We start from the raw sequence: 24,963 nt of genomic DNA on the forward strand, positions 1-24,963 counted from the left end.
GGGCTTCCAAGAAAGGATTTCACCATGGCTACGATTATCGATCGCCGCATGTTTGCTAAGGGTTTTGCCGCTACCGCCGTAGCGACGGGCGCCATCGCGCTCGCCGGTTGCAGTGGGGAAGAGGCGCCCGCCGGTTCCGGCGCCGCCTCCGGCACCTCCTACAAGATCGGCGTGCTGCAGCTCACCGAGCACAGCGCTCTTGATGCCGCCAACGCCGGCTTTGTGAAGGCGCTCGACGACTCCGGCATCACCTACGAGATCGAGCAACAAAACGCGCAGAACGACCAGTCCGCCTGCCAGACGATTGCGCAGACGCTCGTGAACGACGGCTGCGACCTCATCCTCGCCATCGCAACCCCTGCCGCGCAGGCGGTTGCGGGTGCGACGAGCGACATCCCCATCATCGGCACCGCCATCACGGACTTTGCCGCCTCCGACCTCGTTGCCGACAACGATGCACCCGGCGGCAACCTCACCGGCACCTCCGACATGAACCCCGTTGCCGATCAGATCGACCTGCTCCAGAAGCTCGTCCCCGAGGCAAAGACCGTCGGCCTGCTCTACTGCACCGCCGAGTCCAACTCCGACATCCAGATCGCCATGGCCAAGGAGGAACTCGAGGCTATCGGTCTCACCGGGGTCGAGTTCACCGTCTCGAGCTCCAACGAGATTCAGTCCGTGGTGGAGTCCATGGTCGGCCAGGTCGACGCCATCTACACGCCGACGGACAACACCATCGCCGCTGCGATGACGCAGGTCGCCTCGATTGCCAACGAGGCCAAGGTCCCCACCATCTGCGGCGAGGTCGGCATGGTCGAGGCCGGCGGCTTGGCTTCGATCTCCATCAATTACGAGGAGCTCGGTTACCGCGCCGGCGAGATGGCCGTCGAGATCCTCGCCGAGGGCGCCGACCCGGCCGAGATGCCCGTTGAGACCATGAGCGCTGCCGAGTGCGACCTCGTCTTCAACCAGGCGACGGCCGATGAGATCGGCGTCGATGTCTCGGCGCTCGTGGACGAGGGCGGCGAGGACGTGAGCGCGGCGTAAGGCGCCTGAGCGTTTCCACTCCATTTCGCGACGAGCTCCAGTGGCAGGCTCCCGCGGTCCCTGCTACACTGTCACATTACCTGCGCCTCGACGGGAGCTCCCCCGTCGAGGCACATTTGGCTGAACGGAACGGACGGAGCGTCCGTGCAACGATAGGGAGGCTTTCGCTATGGGACTCGCGCTGCTGGGTGCCGTATCCCAAGGTATTCTCTGGGGCATCATGGTGCTCGGGGTGTTTATCACCTATAAGCTGCTCGACATCGCGGATCTGACGGTCGACGGCAGCTTTGCGCTCGGCGGCTGCGTGTGCGCTGTCATGGTGGTCGGCGGGATGGACCCCCTGCTCGCCATCGTGGTCGCCATGGTCGCCGGCATGGTCGCGGGCGCCGTCACGGGCTTTCTGCACACCGTGTTTGAAATCCCTGCAATCCTCGCGGGTATCTTGACGCAGATCGGTCTGTGGTCCATCAACCTGCGCATCATGGGCAAGTCCAACACGCCGCTGCTCAAGAACGAGACCATCTTCAGCTCTGTGACCGATGCCACGGGTCTTTCCACCAATGTGGGCGCCATCATCGTGGGCGTTGTCATTGCGGTGGTCATCATCGTGGCGCTGTACTGGTTCTTTGGCACCGAGATCGGTTCGGCCTGCCGCGCCACCGGCAACAACGAGGCCATGGTGCGCGCGCTTGGCGTCAACACCAAGGTCACCAAGATGATCGCGCTCACGCTCTCCAACGGCCTCGTCGGCCTTTCCGGCGCGCTCATCTGCGAGAGCCAGAAGTACGCCGATATCGGCATGGGCACGGGCGCCATCGTCATCGGCCTTGCTGCTATCGTGATCGGCGAGGTGCTCTGGCGCGTGCTGCCGGGCGCCAAACTCCATGCCTTCGGCGGCCGTCTGACCTCTGCCGTGGTCGGCTCGATCGTGTACTTCCTCATCCGCGCCATCGTGCTTCAGATGGGTATGGACGCCAACGACATGAAGCTGCTCTCCGCCATCATCGTGGCGCTTGCGCTCTGCGTGCCCGTGGTGTGGGAGAAGTACCAGCTCCGTCGCGCCTACGCCCGCGCCTCGCGCGAGCTGCCCGAAACCGAAGGCGCCACCACCGAAGGGGGGCGATAGGCGATGCTGACACTCTCTCACGTTTCCAAGACCTTCAACGCCGGCACCATTAACGAGAAGCGCGCCCTTGTGGACTGCAATCTCCACCTCGCGCCCGGCGACTTTGTGACGATCATCGGTGGCAACGGCGCCGGTAAGTCGACGCTCATGAACATGGTCGCCGGCGTCTATCCCATCGACGCGGGCACCATCACGCTCGACGGCAAGAACATCTCGCGCCTGTCTGAGCCGGCGCGCGCCAAGTACCTCGGTCGCGTGTTCCAGGACCCGATGATGGGCACCGCGGCTGACATGCAGATCATCGAGAACCTCGCCATGGCCAAGCGCCGCGGCCGCGCCCGCACGCTCGCCTGGGGCGTCACGCGCGCCGAGAAGGAGGAGTACGCCGACCGCCTGCGCGAGCTCGGACTCGGGCTGGAGAAGCGCCCGACCGCCAAGGTGGGTCTGCTCTCGGGCGGCCAGCGCCAGGCGCTGACGCTTCTTATGGCTACGCTCACCGAGCCCAAGCTGCTGCTGCTCGACGAGCACACCGCCGCACTCGACCCCAAGACGGCGGCCAAGGTGCTCGACCTTACCGAGAAGATCGTGGCCGAGAAGAACCTCACCACGCTCATGGTCACACACAACATGAACGACGCCATCCGCATGGGTAACCGCCTCATCATGATGCACGAGGGCCGCATCATCTACGATGTTCGCGGTGACGAGAAGCGCTCGCTTACCGTGAAAGACCTGCTGCAGAAGTTCGAGGAGGTCTCGGGCGGGGAGCTCGCCAACGACCGCATGCTGCTGTCGTAGCCCGGCTTTCACCAAGGACGTAGACAACAAACGGCACCCGCGGGGTGCCGTTTTTTCTGCCGAGGGTGCGGCAACGTGCCCTCTCGCGCAAGATTGTGTATACCGAGAAATATTGTGTATACCGAAACCGCGCCCGTCCGGCGACACGAGGAACGTTTCCTGGGGTTTTCCCGGCTCGCAGGTCGAGGGGCCGAAGTTTCGGTATACACAATGTTTCGGTATACACAATTTCGCCGACAACCGCGCTTGAGCGGCTGCCTGCCGCCGCTGGTGCCGGGGACGTGGGGCGGGTAAGGTCGGCTGCGCGCAAGAAGTCGTTACTTCTCGAGGTAACGGTTCTGCAGCGTGGCGCGGTCATCCTCCGTAACGCCGAGCGCCTGCTTGAGGTAACCGTCGATGCCGCCGTACTCGCGCTTAAGGAAGCGGACGGCAGAGTTTAGGGCCGCCATGCGCGCAGCGTAGTCGATCGAGTACTCGAGCGGCGCGAAGAGGTTCGTGGCGAGGTAGTCACCCTCAATCTGGTGCCAGGACACGCCGAGCACCCACTCCACGAGCATGGACGCCATGCCGCAACGGTCGCGCCCCACCGAGCAGTGCCAGAGCGCTGCGCCCTCCTCGCAGGCAAGAAGCGCTTCGAAGAACTGCCGGTATCCCTCAAGACCGCCCGGACCTGCCAGGATAAAGGGATAGAACGCCTCCATAAAGGCATCGGGGTTCTGGGACGCCTGTGCCTTTTGCATGGCGACGGTCGCTTTGGTGGCGCGCTCCTGCGTGATGCCCGCCGCCTCCTCGGGCAGGATGTTGGCGTGCACATAGCGCACACCGGGGAAGTAGCGGACGGGGTCGGGGAGCTCGGAGAGCTCGATGTCGTTGCGCAGATCGACGATGAGGGAGAGATGATAGTCGTCGCGCAGGCGTGCGAGGTCCCCGTCGCTCGCAAAGCCGAGCGCGCCCGAGCGCAGCAGCAGACCTGGCTTGACGCGCCGTCCGTCGGCGCCAATGAGCTCGCCGAGGTCGCGTGTGTTGGGGAGCACCTCAAAATCAATGCGTCCGTAGCCCTCGCGGCCAGCGGGGCCGGGCAGCGCCGGGCGTTCGACGTAATCGGGAAGGTTCTCGGTCAGACCGGTTATCACGCAATGCTCCTTTGACGGTTCCGCGCGGGCGCTGCCGGGCGCGGTGGTTTCTCACGGTTATGTATTGTGCCACCACCGTCCGCCGCGAATGTTAGGGAACTGTATGGAATAGCGTCTAGAGCTTGAGTAAGATAGAGGCGAGCAAAACGCTCAGCGACAACGAGCGCTCGGCCGCTCTGGTATGGCGAGGAGGCCTCCATGAAGCTGTGGGACAAGATCAGAAAGACCGGTACGTCCGAGGAAGCCTATCGCCCCGAGCAGGCGACGTTCGCCGTGCGACCGGATACCGTGTACGCTCCGGTCTCGGGCGTGCTCGTGAGCGTCGAGGAGATTAACGACGAGGTCGTCTCCTCCAAGTTGCTGGGCGAGGGCTACGGCATCCTGCCCGTCGGTGACGCTATCTACGCGCCGGCAGACGGCCGCGTGGTGATGACGACCGTCACCAACCACGCCATCGGCCTTCTTACCACGACCGGTGCCGAGGTTATCATCCATATCGGCTTGGGTACCGTGGCGATGAACGGCAAAGGCTTCACCAGCTATGTCAACCAGGGCGACGAGGTCCGTGCCGGCACGCCGCTCATTGGGTTCGATTCCGCGACGATCAAGGACGCCGGTTTTGAGGATGTGGTGACCGTGGTGGTGTCCAATGCACCCCAGGTGGGGCACATCGAGTACGCCGCCGTCTCCAACACACTCATCGGCGACCGCCCGCTCGTAAAGATCGGCGACCCTCTGCTCGTCATTCGCTAACGGCGACAGCGCTCTTTACCCTGAACCCCGGCGCCCCGACGGCACGTCTCCGTCGGGGCGCCGTGTTGTCACGCGCGCTTCGGTCGCGTCTTGTCGGTCGCACCTGCTATCATGGTGTGCGCACAACATCGCCCGCACGGCGGGCTCGGAAAGGAATCGCATGGATCGCACCAAGATTGCGCAGCTCTACGCGGATGCCGAGGCGTTCGGCGGTAAAAGCGTCACCGTTGCTGGATGGGTCAAGTCCGTCCGCGACATGAAGAACTTTGGGTTTGTCACCATCAATGACGGCAGCTGCTTCCGCGACCTGCAGGTCGTTATGAACCGCGATGCGCTCGCCAACTACGACGAGATCGCGCATCAGAACGTCTCGGCGGCGCTCGTTTGCACGGGCACGGTCAAGCTCACGCCCGAGGCGCAGCAACCCTTTGAGCTCACGGCTGAGACCATCCGCGTAGAGGGCCCTTCGGCGCCGGACTACCCGCTGCAGAAGAAGCGCGCCACCGTCGAGTTCCTGCGCACCCAGCAGCACCTGCGCCCCCGCACGAACCTCTTCCGCGCGGTGTTCCGCGTGCGCAGCGTCGCTGCCGCCTCGATTCACGCGTTTTTCCAGGAGCGCGGCTTTGTCTACGTCAACACCCCCATCATCACCGCAAGCGACTGCGAGGGTGCGGGCGAGATGTTCCGCGTGACCACCATCGACCCGGCAAATCCACCGCGCGTGACGGCCGAGCAGGCCGCTGCCTCGGGCGGTACCCTCACCGAGGGCGATGTCGACTGGAGTCAGGACTTCTTCGGCGTGCCGGCGTCGCTCACGGTTTCTGGTCAGCTCAATGCCGAGAACTTTGCCATGGCCTTTGGCGACGTCTACACCTTCGGCCCCACGTTCCGCGCCGAGAACTCCAACACCACCCGCCACGCCGCCGAGTTCTGGATGATCGAGCCCGAGATCGCCTTTGCGGATCTTGCCGACGATATGGACCTTGCCGAGGCAATGCTTAAACGCGTCATTCGCGACGTGCAACAAAAGTGCCCCGACGAGCTCAACATGCTCAACCGTTTTGTCGACAAGGGCCTGATCGAGCGCCTGGAGCACGTGGCGAGCTCCGACTTCGCCCGTGTGACCTACACCGAGGCCATCGAGATTCTGGAGGAGGCCGTCGCTGCTGGCCACAAGTTCGACTACCCCGTGAGCTGGGGCATCGACCTGCAGACCGAGCACGAGCGCTTCCTCACCGAGCAGCACTTTAAGAAGCCGACCTTCGTGACCGATTACCCGGCCGAGATCAAGGCCTTCTACATGCGCATGAACGACGACGGCAAGACGGTCGCTGCGGCGGACTGCCTGGTGCCCGGCATCGGCGAGATCATCGGCGGCAGCCAGCGCGAGGAGCGCCTGGACGTGCTTGAGCGCCGTATCGCCGAGCTCGGTATGGACGCCGAGCAGTACAAGTACTATCTGGACCTGCGCCGCTTTGGCACCTGCAAGCATGCGGGCTTTGGCCTTGGCTTCGAGCGCCTCGTGATGTACCTCACGGGTGTGGGCAACATCCGCGACGTCATCCCGCATCCGCGGACCGTCGGTAACGCCGAGTTTTAAACTCCCCTCAACCAGAACGGCCCCTCCAGGCACCGTATCTTCGTCCTCGCTCGTCGGTCGCCGCCCTAAGGCGTGCCCCCTCCGTATTCGGACGAATCTACGGTACTTGGAGGTGCCGTTGTCTTTGTTGGGATAAGTTTGGCCTCCCCGGCGCTGTGCCCTTGTGGGCGGCGCCGGGGAGGCCTGTTTTCAGGGTCGGGTGCGGCTGCGTTCGCAACCGGGCGTGGCCGCGTCCGCTAACGGGTGCGGTCGCGCCTAGCCGATGAGCTCGACCTGCTTGGTGGCGCAGCGGGCGCCGTCCGCGGTTACCTCGATGGTGTGGAAGTGCTCAGGTGCGTCGATGTCGGTGGTGTAGCCGTCATCGTCGTAGAGCGTGTAGGTGATGCGCTCGGCGCTGCCCGGATTGGCGAGCACGCGCAGATGGTCGAAGTCCATCGCTTGCGTACTCGGCGCGGGCTTTGCGACGGGCACCGCGTGCCCGGGACGGATGAAGAAGACCATCTCGTTGAGGTCGGCGCTCACGTAGTGGTCGCCCGCGGCGAGGTCCTCGACGTCGTAGTCGTCAAGCGCGCGGTAGCGCACCATGCGCATGGGCTCGGGCAGATACACCATGCGGCCGCGCGCATTCTCCTCGATCACGGGCGCGATCATGAGGGACTCGCCCACAAGCAGCTGGTCCTCGACGCGGCGTGCGCGCTCGTCGTCGCCAAACTCAAAGGCGAGCGGCTTGAAGTAGAGGTCATCGGCAAGCGATGCCTTCACAAACTCGCTGTAGAGGTAGGGGAGAAGCGCGTAGCGCAGCTCCACGATATGGCGCATGGTGTCGACGTGCTTGAACGTGTCGAGCTCCTGCGCGCGGCGGCTCGAGGAGTGGTTGCGCATAAGCGGCGTGAAGACCGAGAACTGCAGCCAGCGCGTCATGAGCTCCTCGTTGGTGTCGCTACCAAAGCCGCCGAGGTCGGGGCCGCAGTAGAGGAAGCCGCACATCTGGATGCCTGGCATCTGGCAGACGGCGAGCTTCAGGTGCGACCACCAGGCCATGTTGTCGCCCGTCCAGATCCCGCTCACGCGGTGCATGCCGATCATGGAGCTGCGCGAGAAGAGCAGGATGCGCTTTTCGGGCGAGAGGCGGCAGAACGCCTCGCCCGCGGCACGCGAGAGGTTCGAGCCATAGAGGTTGTGCACGCGATCGTGGCGCACGCGCTTGCCGTCGATGGTGTGATAGAAGAGCTCGTAGTCGGCGGGGTTGTTGGAAAGGTTGGAGAAGGTGGCGACCATGTCAAAGAACGTGTTGAGGTCGAGCTCGCCCTGACGCAGCTCGTCTACCTTGGCATACGCCTCGGCGAGGCGTTCCTCGGTGTAGAAGATCGAGGGCTCGTTCATATCGTTCCAGAAGCCGTCGATCCCGAGATCGAGGAGCTTTTGGTACTGGTCACCAAACCAGCGGCGGTTGTCGGGGTCCATGACGTCGACCAGGTGGCAGTGGCCGGGCCACACGCCGAGGGTGAAGTCCTCACCGGCGGCGTTCTTGCAGAAGCGGTTCTCGGCCACGCCTTCCTCGTACACGTCGTAGCCCGGCTCGACCTTGAGGCCCGCGTCGATGATGGGGACGAGGTGGATGCCGTCGTCCTTGAGCTCGGCGGTGAGTTCCTCAAAGTGTGGGAAGCGCTCGCGGTCGACGGTGAAGCTCTTGTAGCGCTCCATGTAGTCGATGTCCATGTAGATGGCATCGAGCGGGATGCCCGCATCACGGTAGCGGCGCGCGATGTCACGGAAGTCATCCTCCGTCTTATAGGCCCAGCGGCTCTGCTGGTAGCCGAAGGCCCACTTGGGCGGGATGTAGCTTCTGCCCACGAGCGCGCGGAACTGGCGAACGATGTCGGTGGGGTCCTCGCCCTCGATGAGATAGAGGTCGCAGTCGGGGTATTCGAGCGCGACCTGGATGCGATCAATGTCGGTCTCGCCCATGTCGAAGGAGATGATGCCCGCGGTGTCAAAGAAGGCGCCGAAGGTCTCGCGCCCGCTCACGATAAAGAAGTTGTGGGCGCTGTAGAGGCTGTGGCGGTCCTCGGTGTGGCGCGCGTTGTCCATGCAGCGCGAAACGTAGGTAAAGTTGCGCTTGTTGATGCCGCGCACCTGCTCGCCAAGACCGTAGACGATGTCATCGGGATCCATCGTGTAGGTGAAGAAGAGCAGATCGGTGAGGTTGCTGGCGTCGAGCGGGTTTCCCTCCACCTCGCCGGGGTTGCTTACCTCGGTTGAGCGGTCGTGCTCGTGCTCGACGGGCTCGCCGGGGCGATGCACGGTGAAGCGGCGCACCTCGCCTGTCTCGGCCGCAGGCTTTGTAAGCACGGCATCTGTCTCGATGGGTTGTCCAAAACGATAGCGAACAATCATGAAGGCCAAACCTTTCTCGCATCGGTGCCTCGGCAGCGCGCCTTGGCTCTACGTGGGACGTTGTGCCACAAGATACCCTAGAGGGCCGGGTGGATTCTTGCGTGATTCGGCGGTATAACTATAACGATTATGACTTTTTGGCATGGAGGACGGTGCATATGCTCGCTCGCCTCAAAGAGGGTAGGGAACACGGGTCGGACCTTTTTCCGCTTGATACCTTTGACCAGCGTGCCCAAGCGGGGTGCGACATCGGCTACATCCACTGGCACGATGAGGTGGAGTGGGTCTATGTAGCCGAGGGCGCGATTGACGTGTTCGAGGACGGCAGCACGCGCCGCGTGGGCGTGGGCGAGCTCTTTGCCGTCGAGCCCCGCACCCTTCACCGCTACAGCGCAGTCGAGGACTGCCGCCTTCTTGTGATTGTCTTCGACGGTGGGCTTTTGGAGTTTGCGCAGGCAGACGTCGCATCGCGCCGTTATATCGACCCGTACCGCGCTGGTACCCTGACGGTGAGAAACCCGGTGCGCGACGAGGGCGGCGCCATCGGCGCGGCGTTTGAGCAGATTCTCTCCGACTGCCGCGATCTACCCCCGTGTTTTACGCTTGACGTGCGGATTTGCCTGCTGCGCATCTTCCAGGAAATCGTCCGCACCGGGAGCCTCGTGGAAAACGAGCGCGACCGTCACAGCCTTGCAGCAGCGGAGCGGGCGGTTCGCTACGTGCAGGATCATTACGCCGAGCAGATATCGAGCGCCACGCTCGCCCAGGTGAGCGGGTACCAGCCGCAGTACTTCTCGCGCTTTTTCAAGCGCGCGACCGGTCTCACCCCAACGGCCTTCATCAACCGCTACCGCATCGAGCGAGCCTGCGACGAGCTGTTGGATACCGACCGCTCGATTATCGATATCGGCCTGTCGTGCGGGTTCCAGTCCACGAGCTACTTCATCAAGAAATTCAAGGAGTTCAAGGAGGTCTCGCCCCAGCGGTACCGTAAGACGGTGCTCGGGAGCTATGGGGCGAACCGTGAACATTATCAGGCAATCGAGGTCGGTGGAGCAGGCGTTGACTTTGTCCCGCCTGCTGACAAAAATAGCGTTTGTGTCGCAAGAGGACTTGCCGCCCAGTGCGGCTAGGTACGGAAGAGGGAGCGCATGAAGTACGATTTCACGACCATCATGGACCGCCGCGGGCAGGATGCCGTTGCGGTGGACGGCCTGACCGACACGCCGACCGGCATGGCACCCACCAAGCCCGCCGAGGGCTTCGACGCCATCCCCATGTGGGTCGCCGATATGAACTTCCCTGTGGTCCCCACCGTGCCCGAGGCGCTTATCGAGCGCGCCCGTCAGCCGCACTTCGGCTACTTCGAGCCGCGCGACGAGTACTTCCAGTCCATTATCCGCTGGCACGAGACCCGCAACGGCGTCACGGGACTCCGCCCCGAGCACATCGGCTACGAGAACGGCGTGCTCGGCGGTGTGGTGTCGACGCTCCAGGCGTTCGCACGTCCGGGCGACGCGGTGCTGCTGCATAGCCCCACCTACATCGGCTTTACCGGCAGCATCGAGAACGCCGGCTTCAAGATCGTGCACTCGCCGCTCGTGCGCGACGAGGCGGGCGTTTGGCGCATGGACTACGCCGACATGGAGCGCAAGCTCGCCGAGCACAAGATTCACGTCGCGGTGATGTGCTCGCCGCACAACCCCTGCGGACGCGTATGGGAGCGCGCCGAGCTCGAGCAGGCGATGGAGCTCTACCGCAAGTACGACTGCGTGGTCATCTCGGACGAGATTTGGTCCGACATCATTCTCCCCGGGCACACCCACACGCCCACCCAGTCGGTTTCCGAAGATGCCCGCCAGCGCACCGTGGCGCTCTACGCTCCGAGCAAGACCTTCAACCTCGCGGGGCTTGTGGGAAGCTACCACATCATCTACAACGACTACCTGCGCGACCGCGTGGTCGCTGCCTCGTCCAAGGCGCACTACAACGAGATGAACGTGCTCTCCATGCACGCCCTCATTGGCGCCTACAAGCCGGAGGGCTACGAGTGGGTCGATGAGCTGCGCGAGGTGCTGGGCAAAAACGTCGACTGGGCGTGCCGCTATATCGACGAGCACTTCGAGGGCGTGCACGTAACCAAGCCCGAGGGCACCTACATGCTTTTCCTCGACTGCACCGAATGGTGCGCCGCACATGGGCGCGACGTCGACTGGCTGCTTACCGAGGGCTGGCGCGTGGGTGTCGACTACCAGGATGGCCGCCCCTTCCACGGCCCCTGCCATATCCGCGTGAACCTCGCGCTGCCGCTTTCGCGCGTGCAGGAGGCGTTCGAGCGCCTCGACCGCTACGTGTTCAACGCGTAGGGGCGTTCGCGGCCGGGGTAGGCTGCGCCGCGTGGAGCGAATGACACCCCTCTGCGCAAAAATGCGTTTGCTGACCTCCCATGAGCCCCAATGAGCTGGAATTTCTTTAGTGCCCTTTCGCCCCGGTGGGCAAAGGGCACTTTTTTGGGTAACAAAAGCCCAGATAAGCAGGGGGTTATTTTATAGATAGAGCTTTCAAAAAGGTCAGCAAACCATTTTTTGCGCAGAGCGACCACGGCTCGCCGCACACCAAACCTCGTTTGAGGGTTTTATTGTTGCCGTGACACGCCGATCGCCGCAGCGAGCGCCGCGACATCGCCCGTGAAGTGGAACGCCTGCATGCCCGCCACCTTGGCGCCCACACAGTTGTCCGCGTTGTCGTCGACAAAGAGGCATTCCGCCGGTACGAGCCCGTAGCGCTTGCAGAGCAGCTCGTAAATGGCGGGGTCCGGCTTCATGAGCTTCTCCTCGGCGGAGACCACGCGTCCCTTCATGAGAGGGTAGGCGGGGCAGTGGTCGAGCTGCTCATCGATACGGGTGCCGGCGTTTGAGAGCAGATAGAGGTTATAGCCTTGCTCGTAGAGGCGGCGGGCAAGGTCGTTTACCTCAGGGATAGGCTCGGAGTAGCGTGCCCAGTGCGCCGCCATATCGTGCAGGTTGGGCCAGAGCCGCTCGGGCAGGTGCGCCTCGGCGATGCGCAACATGGTCGGGTAGCCGATGGTGCCCGAGTCAAGAAGTGCCCATTCGCCGCGGCCAAAGTATGCCGCCTGCAAGAGCGCGGCGTCCTGGTCGTTATCAGAGAAGCGCGTCGCAAAGTACGGTCCGTTGAAGGTCATGAGCACGTTGCCCATGTCAAAGGCGATGTTTTTGATGGGGCGGGCGGCTGCGTTCATGGGCTCCTCCTGAGGGCGTGTTGTCCCGTACAAAAATATGATAACGATTGGCGCGCGCCGTCGCGAACGTTAGCCGAGGTGTGTATAGTAAGGCGGAATCACGTGATACTAATGCCCGGCGCGCCCGCTGCCGAGGTGTTTTTATAGGGATGGGGGACCGAGCATGACGCTCGATGAACTCGAGATTGGCAAGGATGCTATTGTTGCGTCCGTGGACTGTGACGACCCGTCGCTTCGACAGCATATCTTCGATATGGGCCTTACGCCTGGTATCGAGGTCACCATGATCAAGCTCGCTCCCATGGGTGACCCCATGGAGATTCGCTTGAGGGGCTACGAGCTCACGCTCCGGCGCGACGACGCGGCGCGCATCACCGTGTCCGACGTGCACGACGCGCATAACTGCCCGCGCCACGAGACCCCGGCGGGCGTCACGGCGCATCCCGCGCTTGGCGAGGAGCCGGCGCGCCCACGGCGCGAGGGTGCAGCGCTTTCTGAGTCGGCGCCCCTCACCTTCGCGCTCGCCGGCAACCAGAACTGCGGCAAGACCACGCTCTTCAACCAGCTCACTGGCTCCAACCAGCATGTGGGTAACTTTCCTGGCGTAACGGTCGACCGCAAGGACGGACAGATCCGCGGGCATGCAAACGCCACGGTGACCGACCTGCCGGGCATCTACTCGCTCTCGCCGTATACGAGCGAGGAGGTGGTGAGCCGCCAGTTCATTTTGGAGGAGCACCCCAACGCGATCATCAACATCGTCGATGCCACCAACATCGAGCGCAACCTCTATCTGACGCTCCAGCTCATGGAGCTCGATTGCCCCATGGTGCTTGCGCTCAACATGATGGACGAGGTGGCGGCAAACGGCGGTACCGTCGACGTGAACGCGCTCGAGGCGGCGCTCGGCATTCCCGTCGTGCCCATCTCGGCTGCCAAGAATCAAGGTATCGACGAGCTTGTCGAGCACGCGCTCCACGTGGCGCGCTTCCGTGAGCATCCGGGCCGTATCGATTTCTGTGCCGAGGACGGGCCCGATGGCGGCGCGCTTCACCGCTGCATCCACGGCCTTATCCACCTCATCTCCGACCATGCGGAGGCGGCCCAGATCCCCACGCGCTTTGCTGCGACGAAGCTCATCGAGGGCGATCAGCTGGTCATCGATGCGCTCGCGCTCGACGAAAACGAACTTGCCGGTGCCGAGCACATCATCTCGCAGATGGAGGACGAGGCCCACGCCGACCGCCTCGCCGCGCTGGCTGACATGCGCTTCTCCTTTATCGAGAGCGTCTGCGAGCGCTGCGTGGTGAAACCGCGCGAGAGCCGCGAGCACAAGCGCAGCGTCGCCGCCGACCGCATTCTCACCGGCAAGCACACCGCCATCCCGGTGTTTCTCGGCATCATGGCGCTCGTGTTCTGGCTCACGTTCGATGTCATCGGCCAGCGTCTCTCCGACCTGCTTGCCGAGGGAATCGACTGGTTCACCGGCGTGGTCGACGTGGCGCTCACCAACTTTGGAACGAATCCGGTGGTGCACGCGCTCGTGATCGACGGCATCTTTGCCGGCGTGGGCAGCGTGCTTTCCTTCCTGCCCGTTATCGTGGTGCTCTTCCTTTTGCTCTCCATCCTCGAGGATTCGGGCTACATGGCGCGCGTCGCCTTTGTGATGGACAAGCTGCTGCGCAAGATCGGCCTTTCCGGCCGGAGCTTCGTGCCTATGCTCATTGGCTTTGGTTGCTCGGTTCCCGCCATCATGGCGACGCGCACCCTTCCCTCCGAGCACGACCGCAAGATGACGGTCATGCTCACGCCGTTCATGAGCTGCTCGGCAAAGCTGCCGGTCTACGCACTCTTTGCGGGGACGTTCTTCCCCGATGCGGCCCCCGCCGTCATGCTCGCGCTCTATGTGATGGGCATGGTCGTGGGCGTCCTCGTGGCGCTTGTGCTCAAGGGGACGGCTTTCCGTGGCGACCCGGTGCCCTTTGTGATGGAGCTTCCCAACTACCGCCTGCCGAGTGCTAAGACGACGCTTCGCCTCGCGTGGGACAAGGCCAAGGGCTTTGCCACCAAGGCGTTTACCATCATCTTTGTGGCGAGCGTGGTCATCTGGGTGCTTCAGACCTTCGACATCCGCTTCAACGTCGTGGCGGACCAGGCAAACAGCATGCTCGCCGGCGTGGGCGCCCTTCTCGCCCCGGTGTTTGCGCCGCTCGGCTTTGGCAACTGGATGGCCGCGGCGGCCCTTGCCGCCGGCTTTGGCGCGAAGGAGAACGTGGTCGCCACGCTCACGGTGCTCATGGGCGGTACGACGGCTGCGCTCACAGGGCTCTTCACGCCGCTTACGGCGTTTGTCTTCCTCACGTTCACGCTGCTCTACACGCCGTGCGTGGCGGCGGTCTCGGCTGTCAAAAACGAGCTTGGCGTCCGCATGATGTGGGCGGTCATCGCCATGCAGTGCGGGGTCGCCTGGGCGGTTGCCCTCATCGTGCGGCTTGTTGGCATGGCGCTTGGCCTTGTATAGCGGCGTAGCGCCCGACCGTGCGCTCGCCTGCGCCCCGAGCGAGTCTGCCGCGCGCTGGCCGTTCTTGGCCGAGCTTCGCCACTCGCCGATTATTCCGACCGTTTGCGAGTGGAGTGGTAACTTGCGCGTTTCCTAACGGCAACAATACATGCGCAGGATGAGAGATACCCCGCGGGGCACCTCCCGCGCGGCGGAACCGAAGGGAGGACCACCATGATTCGTCCTGCTACTTCTTCCGATGCCGAGCGCGTCTTCCACCTTCTGTGCTGCGCTCAGGGCGCTCAGCGCCCGTACGGCGAGTTTGCCGAGACCTTTGCGGGCAGGCTCGCCTCGCCGGACGAGGCCTGCCTTGTTGCCGAGGAGGCCGATGGTACGGTCTGGGGCTTCATCGCCCTGCGCGCGACCGACCCGGCGGACGCGCATGATCCCATGGCAATTTCCGAACTTATTGTTGCCTCGCGCATGCGCGGCATGCAGGCGCACCTCATCGCGCGGGCCTACCGTTTGGTGCACGCCCTGCGCCACTGCGCGCGCACCCTCGCGCACCGCTCCCCGGGCGAGGTCCCGCAGCTGCGCATCGCCTAAGCGCGGTTCCGCCCCGCCATCCGCAGTTGGCCGTCTCGTCCCGCCGTCTGCAGCCGGCCGTTCGCGGTATCATCTGCTCATGGTGGCGCGTAGGCGAGCAGGGGAAGGCCATGGCGGAGTATCGGCATATCGAGCACAGCTTCGACCCCGTCTTTGACGAGCGGTCGCGCATCCTTGTGCTGGGCTCGTTTCCCTCGGTGCTCTCACGCGCGAACGCGTTTTTCTACGGTAACCCGCAAAACCGTTTCTGGCGCGTGATCGCCGCATGCACAGGCGAGGTAGTGCCGCCCAACGAGGGTGACCCGCTTGTCCCGGGCGCGCCGGCGGCGACGCTCGCTCAGTCGATCGAGGCAAAGCGTGCACTTCTCATCCGCCATCGCATCGCGCTTTGGGATGTGATCGAGAGCTGCGACATCAAAGGCTCGTCCGACGCGAGCATCAAAAACGTTGTGCCCGCTCGCATCGAGCGCATCTGCGACGTTGCCCCCATAGAGCGCGTGGTGGTAAACGGGGCGACGGCGGGCCGTCTCTACCGGCGCTACCTCGAGGCGCGGGTGGGTATCGAGGCCGAGGTGCTGCCCTCAACAAGTCCCGCCAACGCGAGCTGGTCGCTCGAGCGGCTCATCGCGCGCTGGAGCGAGGTACTTGGCGCATAAGCGGTTCGGGCATCGGTACCGCCGGCGTCTCCGCCGGCTAGGCGCAGGCTGCAGGGGCGCCGACGTGTCGGGTGTGTGTGCTTGCCATGGGTTTGCTTGACGCACGCAGCGCCATACGCGATACTATCACGCGTTAACGCACGATTCCGCTGCCAGAGACAGCCGGTGCCGCGGGGCCACAAGGCTCCAACGCTCAAAGGGGTAACCCGCCAGCCGAGGTGGTTGAGAGCCTAGACTTGCTTCTCGCCCCCGTCGCTCTTGCAGCACGGGGGTTTCTTTTTCGAGGCATCCCCGTCACGTCCTGCACGGGGTCGTGCCCGGAAAAGACGAGAAGGAGGTGTACGTATGCCAGCACAGTACAAGATCGAGAAGGTTGCCGAGATCGAGCAGCGTATCGAGGCCAACAACGGCGTCTTCGTGGTGAACTACCGCGGTCTCACGGTCAAGCAGTCCGAGGACCTGCGTCACAAGCTCCGCGAGGCCGGCGCCGAGATGAAGGTCTACAAGAACAACCTCGTTCGTCTCGCTCTTAAGAACCAGGGTCAGCCCGAGATTGACGATATCCTCGTCGGCCCCGTTGCCTACGTGTTCTATGAGAACGAGCCGGTCGAGTCCGCTAAGGCCCTGAAGGAGTTCGCTCAGAAGTCCAAGGGCGTGCTCGAGGTCAAGGGTGGTATCTCCGAGGGTAAGGCCGTTACGGCCGAGGAGGTCGCCGCTATCGCCGACCTGCCGACCAAGGACCAGCTGCTCGGCCAGATCGCCGGCCTTATCAACGGCTTCGCCCGCGATATCGCCGTCTGCGTCAACGGCGTGTCCTCTGGTCTTGCTCGCCAGATCTCCCAGATTTCCGAGCAGAAGGCCGCCTAACAGGCGTCCCGCGCGGCTTGCCGCGCACCGTGGCATTCGTGCCGCATCGTAGTTTTTCAGCTCCGCGCCATCCGGCGCGGGAACCGAAAGGATTTTAAAATGGCTAAGCTTACCAATGAGGAGATCATCGAGGCCCTCAAGGAAATGACCCTTCTCGAGGCTTCCGAGCTCGTCAAGATGATCGAGGACACCTTCGGCGTTTCCGCTGCTGCTCCGGCTGCCGTCGTGGCCGCTGGCCCGGCTGCTGGTGCTGCCGAGGAGGAGGAGAAGACCGAGTTTGACGTCGTGCTCGAGGGCTTCGGCGACAACAAGATCCAGGTCATCAAGGTCGTCCGTGAGCTCACCAGCCTCGGCCTCAAGGAGGCCAAGGAGGTCGTCGAGGGCGCTCCCAAGGCCGTTCTCGAGGGTGTCAAGAAGGAGGACGCCGACGCTGCCAAGGAGAAGCTCGAGGCTGCCGGCGCTGCCGTCTCCATCAAGTAACTCCCGGCAGGTCTGGTACCTGCTCATGGCCGCATAACATAGCGACCGCTTTGCAAGGGGTCGAGGGCATAGGTCCTCGGCCCCTTTTTTAATGCACATTTGCACATTTGGGGACGGGGTCGTTTTATGCATGCGCACTCTTGGGCGACTAACGGGTGCGCAGCGCCGTATAGGGGAGCGAGCGCTGCAGAAACGCCATGTTCTTGCGGTAGTCGCGCGCAAACACGCAGCAAAAAAGCGAGTCGAGTACAAACTGCACGGCGATATGGCTCGCAAACTGCGTGATACGGTGCTGCAGGCTCTCGCGGTCGCTCACCATGAGGTAGGCGTCGAGACTCGGCAGCGCTCGCCGGGCGCGCTGCGAGCCTACGAGGATGATGGGTGTGCCCTGTTCCCTCAGCACCGAGATGATGCGCCGATAGCTTGCCTGCAGCCCCGAGTAGCTGATGATGATGGCCGCATGCGTCTTGTCTGAGGCGAGGGCGAGCCTGCTCATACGCTCGCCCGAGAGCGGGCAGACGGCTCGTTTGCCGGCCGAGAGCAGCCGCTCCTCAAACATCTGCGCCGGGTAGACATTGTGCGAGCCGGTGTAGATCTCTACGCTCTTTGCCTGGGAAACGAGGCGAGCGGCGCGCTCGAGCTCGCTGGGCTCCAGGAGCTTTACCGTGTCGGCGACGGTGGTCTCGTAGAGCGTGGACATGTTGGCGACGATAGTGCGCTGCGCATCGCCCGGGGCAAAGGGGAAGTTCACATCGACCGTGGCGATTGGATCGGGTCGCGTGGCTTGGATCTTGCCCATCTCCAGCTTGAGCGCCTTAAAGCCAGAGAGGCCGAGCTTTTTGCAGAGGCGCTGGATGCTCGCCTTTGAGGTCGAGGTTGCGCGTGCAAGCTCCTCCAGCGTGTAACTGCCAAGACGCGCTCCCAGGTCCAACACGGCGTGGGCGAGCTGGAGCTCGGTGGGGGTGAGGTTCTCCGCTTGGGCGATGCGTTCTTCGATGGTCATGGGCGCCCCTCTCAGAAATACTCAAAACGATTCAATCTGAGTATAATCTAAGGCAAATCTGCCCTAAAAAGATGCAGAACATCTCAGACTTGCTGCGCCGCGCGCGAGCGACGGGCACACTGGAGATGTTCGGAAACGCGCGGCGCCGCACGGGGCCGCTGGGGCAGAAAGGACACCCACATGGCAGACAAGCAAGGCGTAAAGATCGTAACGATCGGCGGCGGCTCGAGCTACACGCCCGAGCTCATGGAGGGCTTCATCAAGCGCTACGACCGCCTGCCGGTGCGTGAGATCTGGCTCGTCGACATTGAGGATGGCCGCGAGAAGGTCGAGACCGTCGGCGCTATGGCGCAGCGCATGTGGGATGCCTCGCCCTACGACGTCAAGGTGCACATCTCCTTCGACCGCCGCGAGGCCCTGCCGGGCGCCGACTTTGTGACCACGCAGTTCCGCGTTGGCCTGCTCTACGCCCGCATCAAGGACGAGCGCATTCCGCTGTCCTACGGCATGCTCGGCCAGGAGACCAACGGCGCCGGCGGTATGTTCAAGGCGTTCCGCACTATCCCGGTCATCGGCCAGATCATCGACGATATGCGCGAGCTCTGCCCGGACGCCTGGCTCATCAACTTCACCAACCCCTCTGGCATGGTGACCGAGGCCGCCATCAAGCACTTTGGCTGGAAGAAGACCATCGGTCTTTGCAACGTGCCTGTGGGTTCCATGATCAACGAGCCCAAGCTCATCGGCTACGAGGAGAACGACCCGCGCCTCACGTTCCGCTTCGCCGGCCTCAACCACTTCCACTGGCACCGTGTGTGGGACGAGAACGGCCGCGAGGTCACCCACGACATCATCAGCCACCTGAACGACCGCGACAACGGCATGCCCGCCAACATCGACGAGGTCGAGCTCCCGCTTGAGATGCTCCACTCCATGGGCATGATCCCCTGCGGCTACCACCGCTACTACTACATGCACGAGGAGATGCTCGCGCAGGAGATCCGCGACTTTGGCAAGGGCGAGTGCCGCGCCGAGGTCGTGAAGAAGACCGAGGACGAGCTCTTTGAGCTCTACAAGAACCCGGAGCTCGACCACAAGCCCGAGCAGCTCGCCAAGCGCGGCGGTGCCCACTACTCCGATGCCGCCTGCGAGACCATCGCCTCCATCTACGGCGACACCAACACCCATATGGTCGTCTCCACGCAGAACAACGGTGCGGTGCCCGACCTTGCCCCGGATTCGATCGTCGAGGTCTCTGCGCTCATTGGTCGCCATGGCGCCGAGCCGCTCGCTTGGGGTCCCATGCCCAGCCAGGAGCGCGGCTGGCTGCAGTGCATGAAGGCCATGGAGGAGTGCGTCATCGAGGCCGCCATCACGGGCGACTACGGCAAGGCGCTCGAGGCGTTCTGCCTGAACCCGCAGGTGGAGAACGGCAAGAAGGCCCAGTGTGTCCTGAACGAACTCCTTGTGGCGCACGAGAAGTACCTGCCGCAGTTTGCCGAGAAGATCGCCGAGCTCAAGGCCGCTGGCGTGACGGTCACCGACGAGACCGCCGCCCGTCTGGTGGCCGAGGGCAAGTAACAAAGGTTTGCCGGCACCTCCGGTAACAACTGGTCCCCTCAATAGGCGCGCCCGCTTCCCGCGGGCGCGTTTTTGTGTCCCGCTATCTGGTGCAGGGCCGCGGGGCCGTGTCGCTCGGCACCACGGGCCGCGCGGCTCAGCGCCACGGGCAGTGCTGGGCACCGCGAGTGGCGCCGCTGCACCGGCGGACGGCGAGCGCCTTACCAAATCCTGACACGCGCCTCACGCGTGCTTGCCGCGCGCGGGGTAATCCTATCTCGTAACAGATGCCGGACGCGCAAGGCGCGGCCAGAGGATGAGGAGACGGTCATGAGCATGTTCGACGATATGGTTGGCGAGCGCGACAGCGAGTTCACCGGTCTCAAGGGCATGATCCTTCGCTATGTGGGCAACGTCTACACGCTGGTGCTCGTGGGCCTGTTTTTCCTGGCGTTTGCGCAGGCCTACCCGGGCGCTGCGCTGCCGTTGCGCATCTGCGCCGGCATCTCGTTTGTGCTCGCGGTCATCATAAAGCCCCTCAAGATGTGGTGGCAGGGGCGGCAAAACGTAGACAGCGCGCAAGGTTAGTAAGGCCGTACCTTCAATATCGTCATACCCCGTATACGTGCGCCTTTTGTGCGCAGGCGGGTTTCCAGCCCAAAACAACTCCGTTACCCCTAAACTGATTGGTCGCCGTCGGAAGACGGCTGATTTGACATGGCCGGAAGGCCCAAGATGGCGCGGAAGCGCCCCTAAGAGCGCCCGAGGTGGCGCGGAAAGTAGAAGGTCTGCATGGACGAGATGAACGAGACGATGAACGAGACCGTGGAAGAGACGATCGAGGCTCCCGTGGAGGAGGTCGCTGACGACATCGCTGCCGAGGCTGTTGAGCCCGAGGAGACCGTCGTCGAGGCCGAGGACGCCACCGAGGACGAGCCCGAGGTTAAGAACGTTCCCGAGGACCTGGACACCCAGCTCCTCGACAAGCTCAACCGCGCTGCGCGCCTTATGCGCAACCGTCGTAGCGCTCTCGAGCAGGAGGCCGAGGCCGACCGCGAGCGCAACGACAACCTGATGCGTGCCCTCAAGCTCCTGGAGCTCAAGCCCCGCATGGAGCAGAAGGAGATGGCCGACCTCATGGGCATGCGCCTGCGCGAGCTCAACGGCATCCTGGCCGAGGCCGAGAAGCACGACATCGTGGGCCGCATCGAGCCCGAGGACAACGACATGCGCGCCGTGGTGGTCTTTGCAAGCGAGGACGCCCAGGAGCTGGCTCAGGCTCAGGGCGAGAAGCGCAAGAAGTACATCCCCACGCTTTCCTCTGAGGACGCTCAGGCGCTGCTTGACCTCCTCGACAAGGTGATCGATCCGCTCGTGGGTATGGGTCTGGACGAGGACCGTGGCCCGCGCGGCGGCTTTGGCGACCGTGGTGGCCGTGGCGGCGACCGTGGTGGCCGCGGCGGCTTTGGCGACCGTGGTGGCCGTGGTGGCGACCGCGGTGGTCGCGGTGGCTTTGGCGGCGGCCGCGGTGGTGACCGTGGCGGTCGTGGCGGCTTTGGTGATCGTGGCGGTCGAGGTGGTTTTGGTGGCCGTGGCAACGACCGCGGCTTCGGTGGCCGTGGTAACGACCGTGGCGGCCGTGGTGGCTTCGGCGGCCGTGGCAACGATCGCGGTGGCCGTGGCGGCTTTGGCGATCGCGGCGGCTTCCGCGGCTAAGGCATCCCTGCCTTCTCCGAGTGTCAACTGGCGCCTTGGAACATAGATGATAGACGCGCCCTGGGCATCTGTCCGGGGCGCGTTTTGTTTTCCGGCGGACTGATACGCCGGCAGCGCCCCAAGCTGGGTATCATCGCTACATGGTCGCGGGGGGGAGGATGGTATGAGGACGTTTATCGCGCTCGAGTTGCCCGAGGCGTTTGAGGACGAGGTGGCCGACCTCGCGCGCCAACTGTCGGGCATGGTACAGGGCCGTTTCATGAAGCGGGAGACCTACCATCTGACACTTGCGTTTCTGGGCGAGATTGGCGAGGCGGAGTCTCGCGAGGTTATTGCAGTGCTTGACGAGGTGGCGGGCGTCTGCGGTACCGTTGCCCTGCGACCCACAGGTCTAGGAACGTTTGGCAAGCCACGCGATTGCACGCTCTGGCTCGGTCTCGCACAAACAGACGCGCTCATGGCTCTTGCAGGCGAGCTACTCACCCGGTTGGATGGGCGGGGCATCGCATACGATCGCAAGGCCTTCCGCCCACATATCACCCTTGCTCGTCGCGCCGTTCTTCCCAAGGCGCCGCTCGAGGACCTGGTGTTTCCCGCAGCAGACACCGCGTGCCGGCTAACGTTCTTCAAAAGCACGCTCTCGCAGGAGGGCGCCTCTTACAAACCGTTGTATTCGGTTGAGCTCGGGTAGGGTCGCGTCCCATTAGGGTTTGATAGAAGAAGATCCACGTAGAACATACGATCGATCGATACAATAATCGCGATCGAACTCATGTTCTTACGTGGTGGTTGCGATGGCCGTTTCTCAAATCGCATACGATGAGACCTCAGCGGAATCCATTGCTGCATATGCAAAGCAGCTGGAGGGAAAGACGCTTCGCACTGTTTGCGAGATTGATAGCCTTGCCGATTCCCATGTGAGGAAAGGTGCGTTCGGCAACGCCGTCGAGGAGCTGTTCTTCCACTACGATATCAACTCCAAGTCAGCGCCAGATTTTGAAGAAGCGGGCACTGAGCTCAAGACCACGCCGATAAAGAAGAGGAAGGGTGGTGGCTATTCCGCTAAGGAACGTCTTGTCATCAGCATGATTAACTACATGAAGGTTGTTGATGAGACGTGGGAGACAAGTTCGCTCCAAAAGAAGCTGCATAAGATTCTTCTTATTGCCTATCTGTACGATAAAGAGCTCAATCCGGTGGACTACCTCATCAAGCTGGTCGAGCTGTGGGGAATTCCACCCGAGGACGTTCCGACCTTCAAGAAGGATTGGGATATTGTCGTTAGCAAGATTCGTGCTGGTCACGCGCATGAGCTCTCAGGGTCGGACACGCTGTATCTGGAAGCGGCAACAAAAGCGTCTTCGGCTAAGGATCGAAGGAAACAGCCATTTTCCTCTGAGCTGGCAAAGCCGAGGGCTTGGGCGATTAAGCCGTCGTATATGACGGCGACCCTGAATCACATGCTTGACGCTCAGCGTATCGAGCGTCATCGTGGTGAGGACAATCTCGACCTCCTCAACCTCGTGAAAAAGCGCTTTGAGCCTTATATCGGGCTGACGGAGCTCGAGCTCGCCGACGTCTGTGGCTATGATTTCCGCGGCAAGCGGAAACCCAAGAATCTCTGCGCGCTCATCACCCGCTCGATTCTTGGTGTTCAAGAGGGTTCAAAGATTGCAGAGTTTGAAAAGGCGGGAATCAAGCCTAAAACGCTGCGGCTCAAATGCGACGGAGTGCCCAAGGAATCGCTTTCCTTTCCTGCATTCGACTATCGCATCTTGGCAGACACGCCCTTTGCCGAGAGCGATTTCTACGAACAACTGCACCAGAAATACCTCTTCGTAATATTCCGAGAACGAAAAAGCGAACGAGGCGTGTATCGCTTGGCAGAGGTGCTTTTCTGGCAGATGCCAGATCGTGATCTTCTGGAGGCGCGCCGTTGTTACGAGGAGATGCAGCGTCGTGTGCGCAGCGGCCATGCGGATCGATCGGTAAAGTCGACCGAGAACCGTTGTTGCCATGTTCGTCCGCATGGAAGAAATAAACAGGACGTTCTACCAACGCCCTATGGATCCTTCGAAACGAAAAAGTGTTTTTGGATCAATGCGCGCTATATCGGCGAGGAGATCGATAGAGTAAAGCGGGAACTTTTTGCCTCGACGTCGCAAGCGCTCGAGGAAAGAATCGAACGGAGAAACGTGTCGGGACATATTATTCGCGTAGCAGAACTGTTTGCCGGTGTGGGCGGGTTTCGCCTTGGCCTCGAGGGCTATGAGAACAAGGAGCATCCGGAATTCGCCATGCCTTCCGCAGGTCCTTTTGTGACGGTCTGGGCTAACCAATGGGAGCCGCCGGGATCGCCGGTGAAGCAGTTTGCTGCCCGGTGCTATGAGGCAAGGTTTGGCTACGGGTCGGTGGTGAACGAGGACGTTCATCTCGTGCTCGACGAATACGAAGCGGGCAAGATCGATATCCCCGATGTCGATATGGTTGTCGGCGGTTTCCCCTGCCAGGACTATTCGGTGGCAAAACCGCTTTCCCAGTCGAATGGTATCGAGGGCAAGAAAGGCGTTCTCTGGTGGGATATCTACCGGTTCCTTCAGCTTAAGAATCGGCCACGTTTCGTTCTGCTTGAGAACGTTGACCGTCTGCTGAAGAGCCCCGTTGGCCAGCGTGGCCGCGATTTCGCAATCATTCTATCCTGCTTTGCATCTCTCGGCTACGCGGTCGAGTGGCGAGTTATCAACGGTGCGGATTACGGCTTCCCGCAGAAGCGGCGCCGTGTATACATTTTTGCCGAGAGAACGGATGAGGGCTGGAACCTTGAGGAGCGCCTGTCTGACGGTGTGATGGCTGACGCATTCCCTGCGGAAGTGGTCGGTGGTGTGAATCGTCTCACGCTCCTTTCTGACCCGTATGAGAATTCGGAGCGCTTTGGCGCGGGGGCGAAGAAGTCACCGTTCTTGCGCGCCGGCGTAATGCAGAGCGGGGTGGTGGCGACCGCTGAAATCTCGCCGCGCTACGATGGCGACATGAAGGTGCTCGGGGACGTGCTTGTTTCTGACCAAGAGGTTCCAGACGACTTCTATGTTGAAGACGAAAAGCTAGACAAGTGGCGCTATTTCAAGGGTGGAAAGAGCGAGCCGCGCACCAACAAGAAGACCGGCTATACCTATACCTATTCGGAAGGTGCCATGGCGTTCCCGGATCCGGTGGACGCGCCGGCACGTACCATCCTCACAAGTGAGGGGGGGGGGTCAGCTTCCCGGAGCAAACATATCGTACAAGCCGGCGATGGCAGGTATCGGCGCCTGGTCCCCGACGAGCTCGATCAGCTGCAGGGTTTCCCGAAGGGCTGGACGGACACCGGCATGTCGGATGTTCGCCGTGCGTTCTGCATGGGTAACGCGCTGATTGTCGGTATCCCGCATCGCATCGGTGAGGCGATAGCGAAACGGCTGTAGT

Annotated in this window: 21 protein-coding genes; 17 read left to right on the forward strand and 4 right to left on the reverse strand. The window is 62.7% G+C overall.

The genetic code is table 11. The features are described 5' to 3' along the window. Positions 1–24 precede the first annotated feature (24 nt). From B5F89_RS00055 to B5F89_RS00065, 3 genes are all read left to right on the forward strand, one after another. Positions 25–1,047: an ABC transporter substrate-binding protein gene (locus tag B5F89_RS00055; protein ID WP_087429777.1), complete on the forward strand. Its 1,023-nt coding sequence runs from the start codon at positions 25–27 to the stop codon at positions 1,045–1,047. Positions 1,048–1,216: 169 nt separating this feature from the next. Then, positions 1,217–2,173 (forward strand): ABC transporter permease, encoded by a 957-nt coding sequence (locus tag B5F89_RS00060; RefSeq protein WP_087429778.1) that lies wholly within the window; start codon positions 1,217–1,219, stop codon positions 2,171–2,173. 3 nt (positions 2,174–2,176) lie between these two features. Further along, on the forward strand, positions 2,177–2,971 hold the full coding sequence (locus tag B5F89_RS00065) for an ABC transporter ATP-binding protein (RefSeq protein WP_087204448.1): 795 nt from the start codon (positions 2,177–2,179) through the stop codon (positions 2,969–2,971). A gap of 317 nt (positions 2,972–3,288) precedes the next feature. Here the strand turns inward: B5F89_RS00065 and B5F89_RS00070 are convergent, their stop codons facing one another. Continuing rightward, complete coding sequence (locus tag B5F89_RS00070; protein ID WP_087429779.1) at positions 3,289–4,104, reverse strand: tyrosine-protein phosphatase; 816 nt, start codon at positions 4,102–4,104, stop codon at positions 3,289–3,291. 198 nt (positions 4,105–4,302) lie between these two features. Here B5F89_RS00070 and B5F89_RS00075 point away from each other — a divergent pair, with 198 nt between their 5' ends. Both B5F89_RS00075 and asnS read left to right on the forward strand, forming a co-directional pair. Next, positions 4,303–4,857 carry a PTS glucose transporter subunit IIA gene (locus tag B5F89_RS00075; RefSeq protein ID WP_087429780.1) on the forward strand — a complete coding sequence of 185 codons (555 nt, stop codon included), beginning with the start codon at positions 4,303–4,305 and terminating at the stop codon, positions 4,855–4,857. Between the two features lie 160 nt (positions 4,858–5,017). Then, positions 5,018–6,457 carry an asparagine--tRNA ligase gene (asnS, locus tag B5F89_RS00080; protein WP_087429781.1) on the forward strand — a complete coding sequence of 480 codons (1,440 nt, stop codon included), beginning with the start codon at positions 5,018–5,020 and terminating at the stop codon, positions 6,455–6,457. Positions 6,458–6,712: 255 nt separating this feature from the next. Here asnS and B5F89_RS00085 read toward each other — a convergent pair whose 3' ends face one another. Continuing rightward, complete coding sequence (locus B5F89_RS00085; protein WP_087429782.1) at positions 6,713–8,854, reverse strand: TIM-barrel domain-containing protein; 2,142 nt, start codon at positions 8,852–8,854, stop codon at positions 6,713–6,715. Between the two features lie 158 nt (positions 8,855–9,012). Between B5F89_RS00085 and B5F89_RS00090 the strand changes: the two genes are divergently transcribed. Both B5F89_RS00090 and B5F89_RS00095 read left to right on the forward strand, forming a co-directional pair. Continuing rightward, positions 9,013–9,987 (forward strand): AraC family transcriptional regulator, encoded by a 975-nt coding sequence (locus B5F89_RS00090; RefSeq protein WP_087429783.1) that lies wholly within the window; start codon positions 9,013–9,015, stop codon positions 9,985–9,987. An 18-nt stretch (positions 9,988–10,005) separates the two neighbouring features. Further along, positions 10,006–11,220 (forward strand): aminotransferase class I/II-fold pyridoxal phosphate-dependent enzyme, encoded by a 1,215-nt coding sequence (locus tag B5F89_RS00095; protein ID WP_087429784.1) that lies wholly within the window; start codon positions 10,006–10,008, stop codon positions 11,218–11,220. Positions 11,221–11,489: 269 nt separating this feature from the next. Here the strand turns inward: B5F89_RS00095 and B5F89_RS00100 are convergent, their stop codons facing one another. Continuing rightward, positions 11,490–12,113: an HAD family phosphatase gene (locus B5F89_RS00100; RefSeq protein WP_087429785.1), complete on the reverse strand. Its 624-nt coding sequence runs from the start codon at positions 12,111–12,113 to the stop codon at positions 11,490–11,492. A 163-nt stretch (positions 12,114–12,276) separates the two neighbouring features. Between B5F89_RS00100 and feoB the strand changes: the two genes are divergently transcribed. The 5 genes from feoB to rplL all read left to right on the forward strand — a co-directional run bounded on the left by feoB (position 12,277) and on the right by rplL (position 17,222). Beyond that, positions 12,277–14,634, forward strand: a complete 2,358-nt coding sequence (gene feoB, locus B5F89_RS00105) for a ferrous iron transport protein B (protein ID WP_087429786.1) — start codon at positions 12,277–12,279, stop codon at positions 14,632–14,634. Between the two features lie 213 nt (positions 14,635–14,847). Then, positions 14,848–15,219 carry a hypothetical protein gene (locus B5F89_RS00110; protein WP_087429787.1) on the forward strand — a complete coding sequence of 124 codons (372 nt, stop codon included), beginning with the start codon at positions 14,848–14,850 and terminating at the stop codon, positions 15,217–15,219. A gap of 110 nt (positions 15,220–15,329) precedes the next feature. Continuing rightward, positions 15,330–15,875: a uracil-DNA glycosylase family protein gene (locus B5F89_RS00115; protein WP_087429788.1), complete on the forward strand. Its 546-nt coding sequence runs from the start codon at positions 15,330–15,332 to the stop codon at positions 15,873–15,875. 345 nt (positions 15,876–16,220) lie between these two features. Further along, positions 16,221–16,742 carry a 50S ribosomal protein L10 gene (gene rplJ, locus B5F89_RS00120; RefSeq protein WP_087429789.1) on the forward strand — a complete coding sequence of 174 codons (522 nt, stop codon included), beginning with the start codon at positions 16,221–16,223 and terminating at the stop codon, positions 16,740–16,742. Between the two features lie 99 nt (positions 16,743–16,841). Further along, complete coding sequence (gene rplL / locus B5F89_RS00125) at positions 16,842–17,222, forward strand: 50S ribosomal protein L7/L12 (RefSeq protein WP_087429790.1); 381 nt, start codon at positions 16,842–16,844, stop codon at positions 17,220–17,222. Between the two features lie 148 nt (positions 17,223–17,370). On the opposite strand, the gene B5F89_RS00130 is transcribed toward rplL, so the two are convergent. Next, complete coding sequence (locus B5F89_RS00130; RefSeq protein ID WP_087429791.1) at positions 17,371–18,225, reverse strand: MurR/RpiR family transcriptional regulator; 855 nt, start codon at positions 18,223–18,225, stop codon at positions 17,371–17,373. 180 nt (positions 18,226–18,405) lie between these two features. Between B5F89_RS00130 and B5F89_RS00135 the strand changes: the two genes are divergently transcribed. From B5F89_RS00135 to B5F89_RS00155, 5 genes are all read left to right on the forward strand, one after another. Further along, complete coding sequence (locus B5F89_RS00135; RefSeq protein WP_087429792.1) at positions 18,406–19,806, forward strand: 6-phospho-beta-glucosidase; 1,401 nt, start codon at positions 18,406–18,408, stop codon at positions 19,804–19,806. A gap of 309 nt (positions 19,807–20,115) precedes the next feature. After that, positions 20,116–20,373, forward strand: a complete 258-nt coding sequence (locus tag B5F89_RS00140) for a hypothetical protein (RefSeq protein ID WP_087429793.1) — start codon at positions 20,116–20,118, stop codon at positions 20,371–20,373. A 204-nt stretch (positions 20,374–20,577) separates the two neighbouring features. Next, positions 20,578–21,501, forward strand: a complete 924-nt coding sequence (locus tag B5F89_RS00145) for a hypothetical protein (protein ID WP_087429794.1) — start codon at positions 20,578–20,580, stop codon at positions 21,499–21,501. A 163-nt stretch (positions 21,502–21,664) separates the two neighbouring features. Beyond that, a complete protein-coding gene (thpR, locus tag B5F89_RS00150; RefSeq protein WP_087429795.1) occupies positions 21,665–22,192 on the forward strand; it encodes an RNA 2',3'-cyclic phosphodiesterase in 528 nt (175 codons plus the stop codon). Between the two features lie 103 nt (positions 22,193–22,295). Beyond that, positions 22,296–24,962: a Sau3AI family type II restriction endonuclease gene (locus tag B5F89_RS00155; RefSeq protein ID WP_087429796.1), complete on the forward strand. Its 2,667-nt coding sequence runs from the start codon at positions 22,296–22,298 to the stop codon at positions 24,960–24,962. The last annotated feature ends 1 nt before the right edge of the window (position 24,963 follow it).

Origin of the sequence: Collinsella sp. An307 (genome assembly GCF_002161805.1) — a bacterium.
Lineage (GTDB): Bacteria > Actinomycetota > Coriobacteriia > Coriobacteriales > Coriobacteriaceae > Coprousia.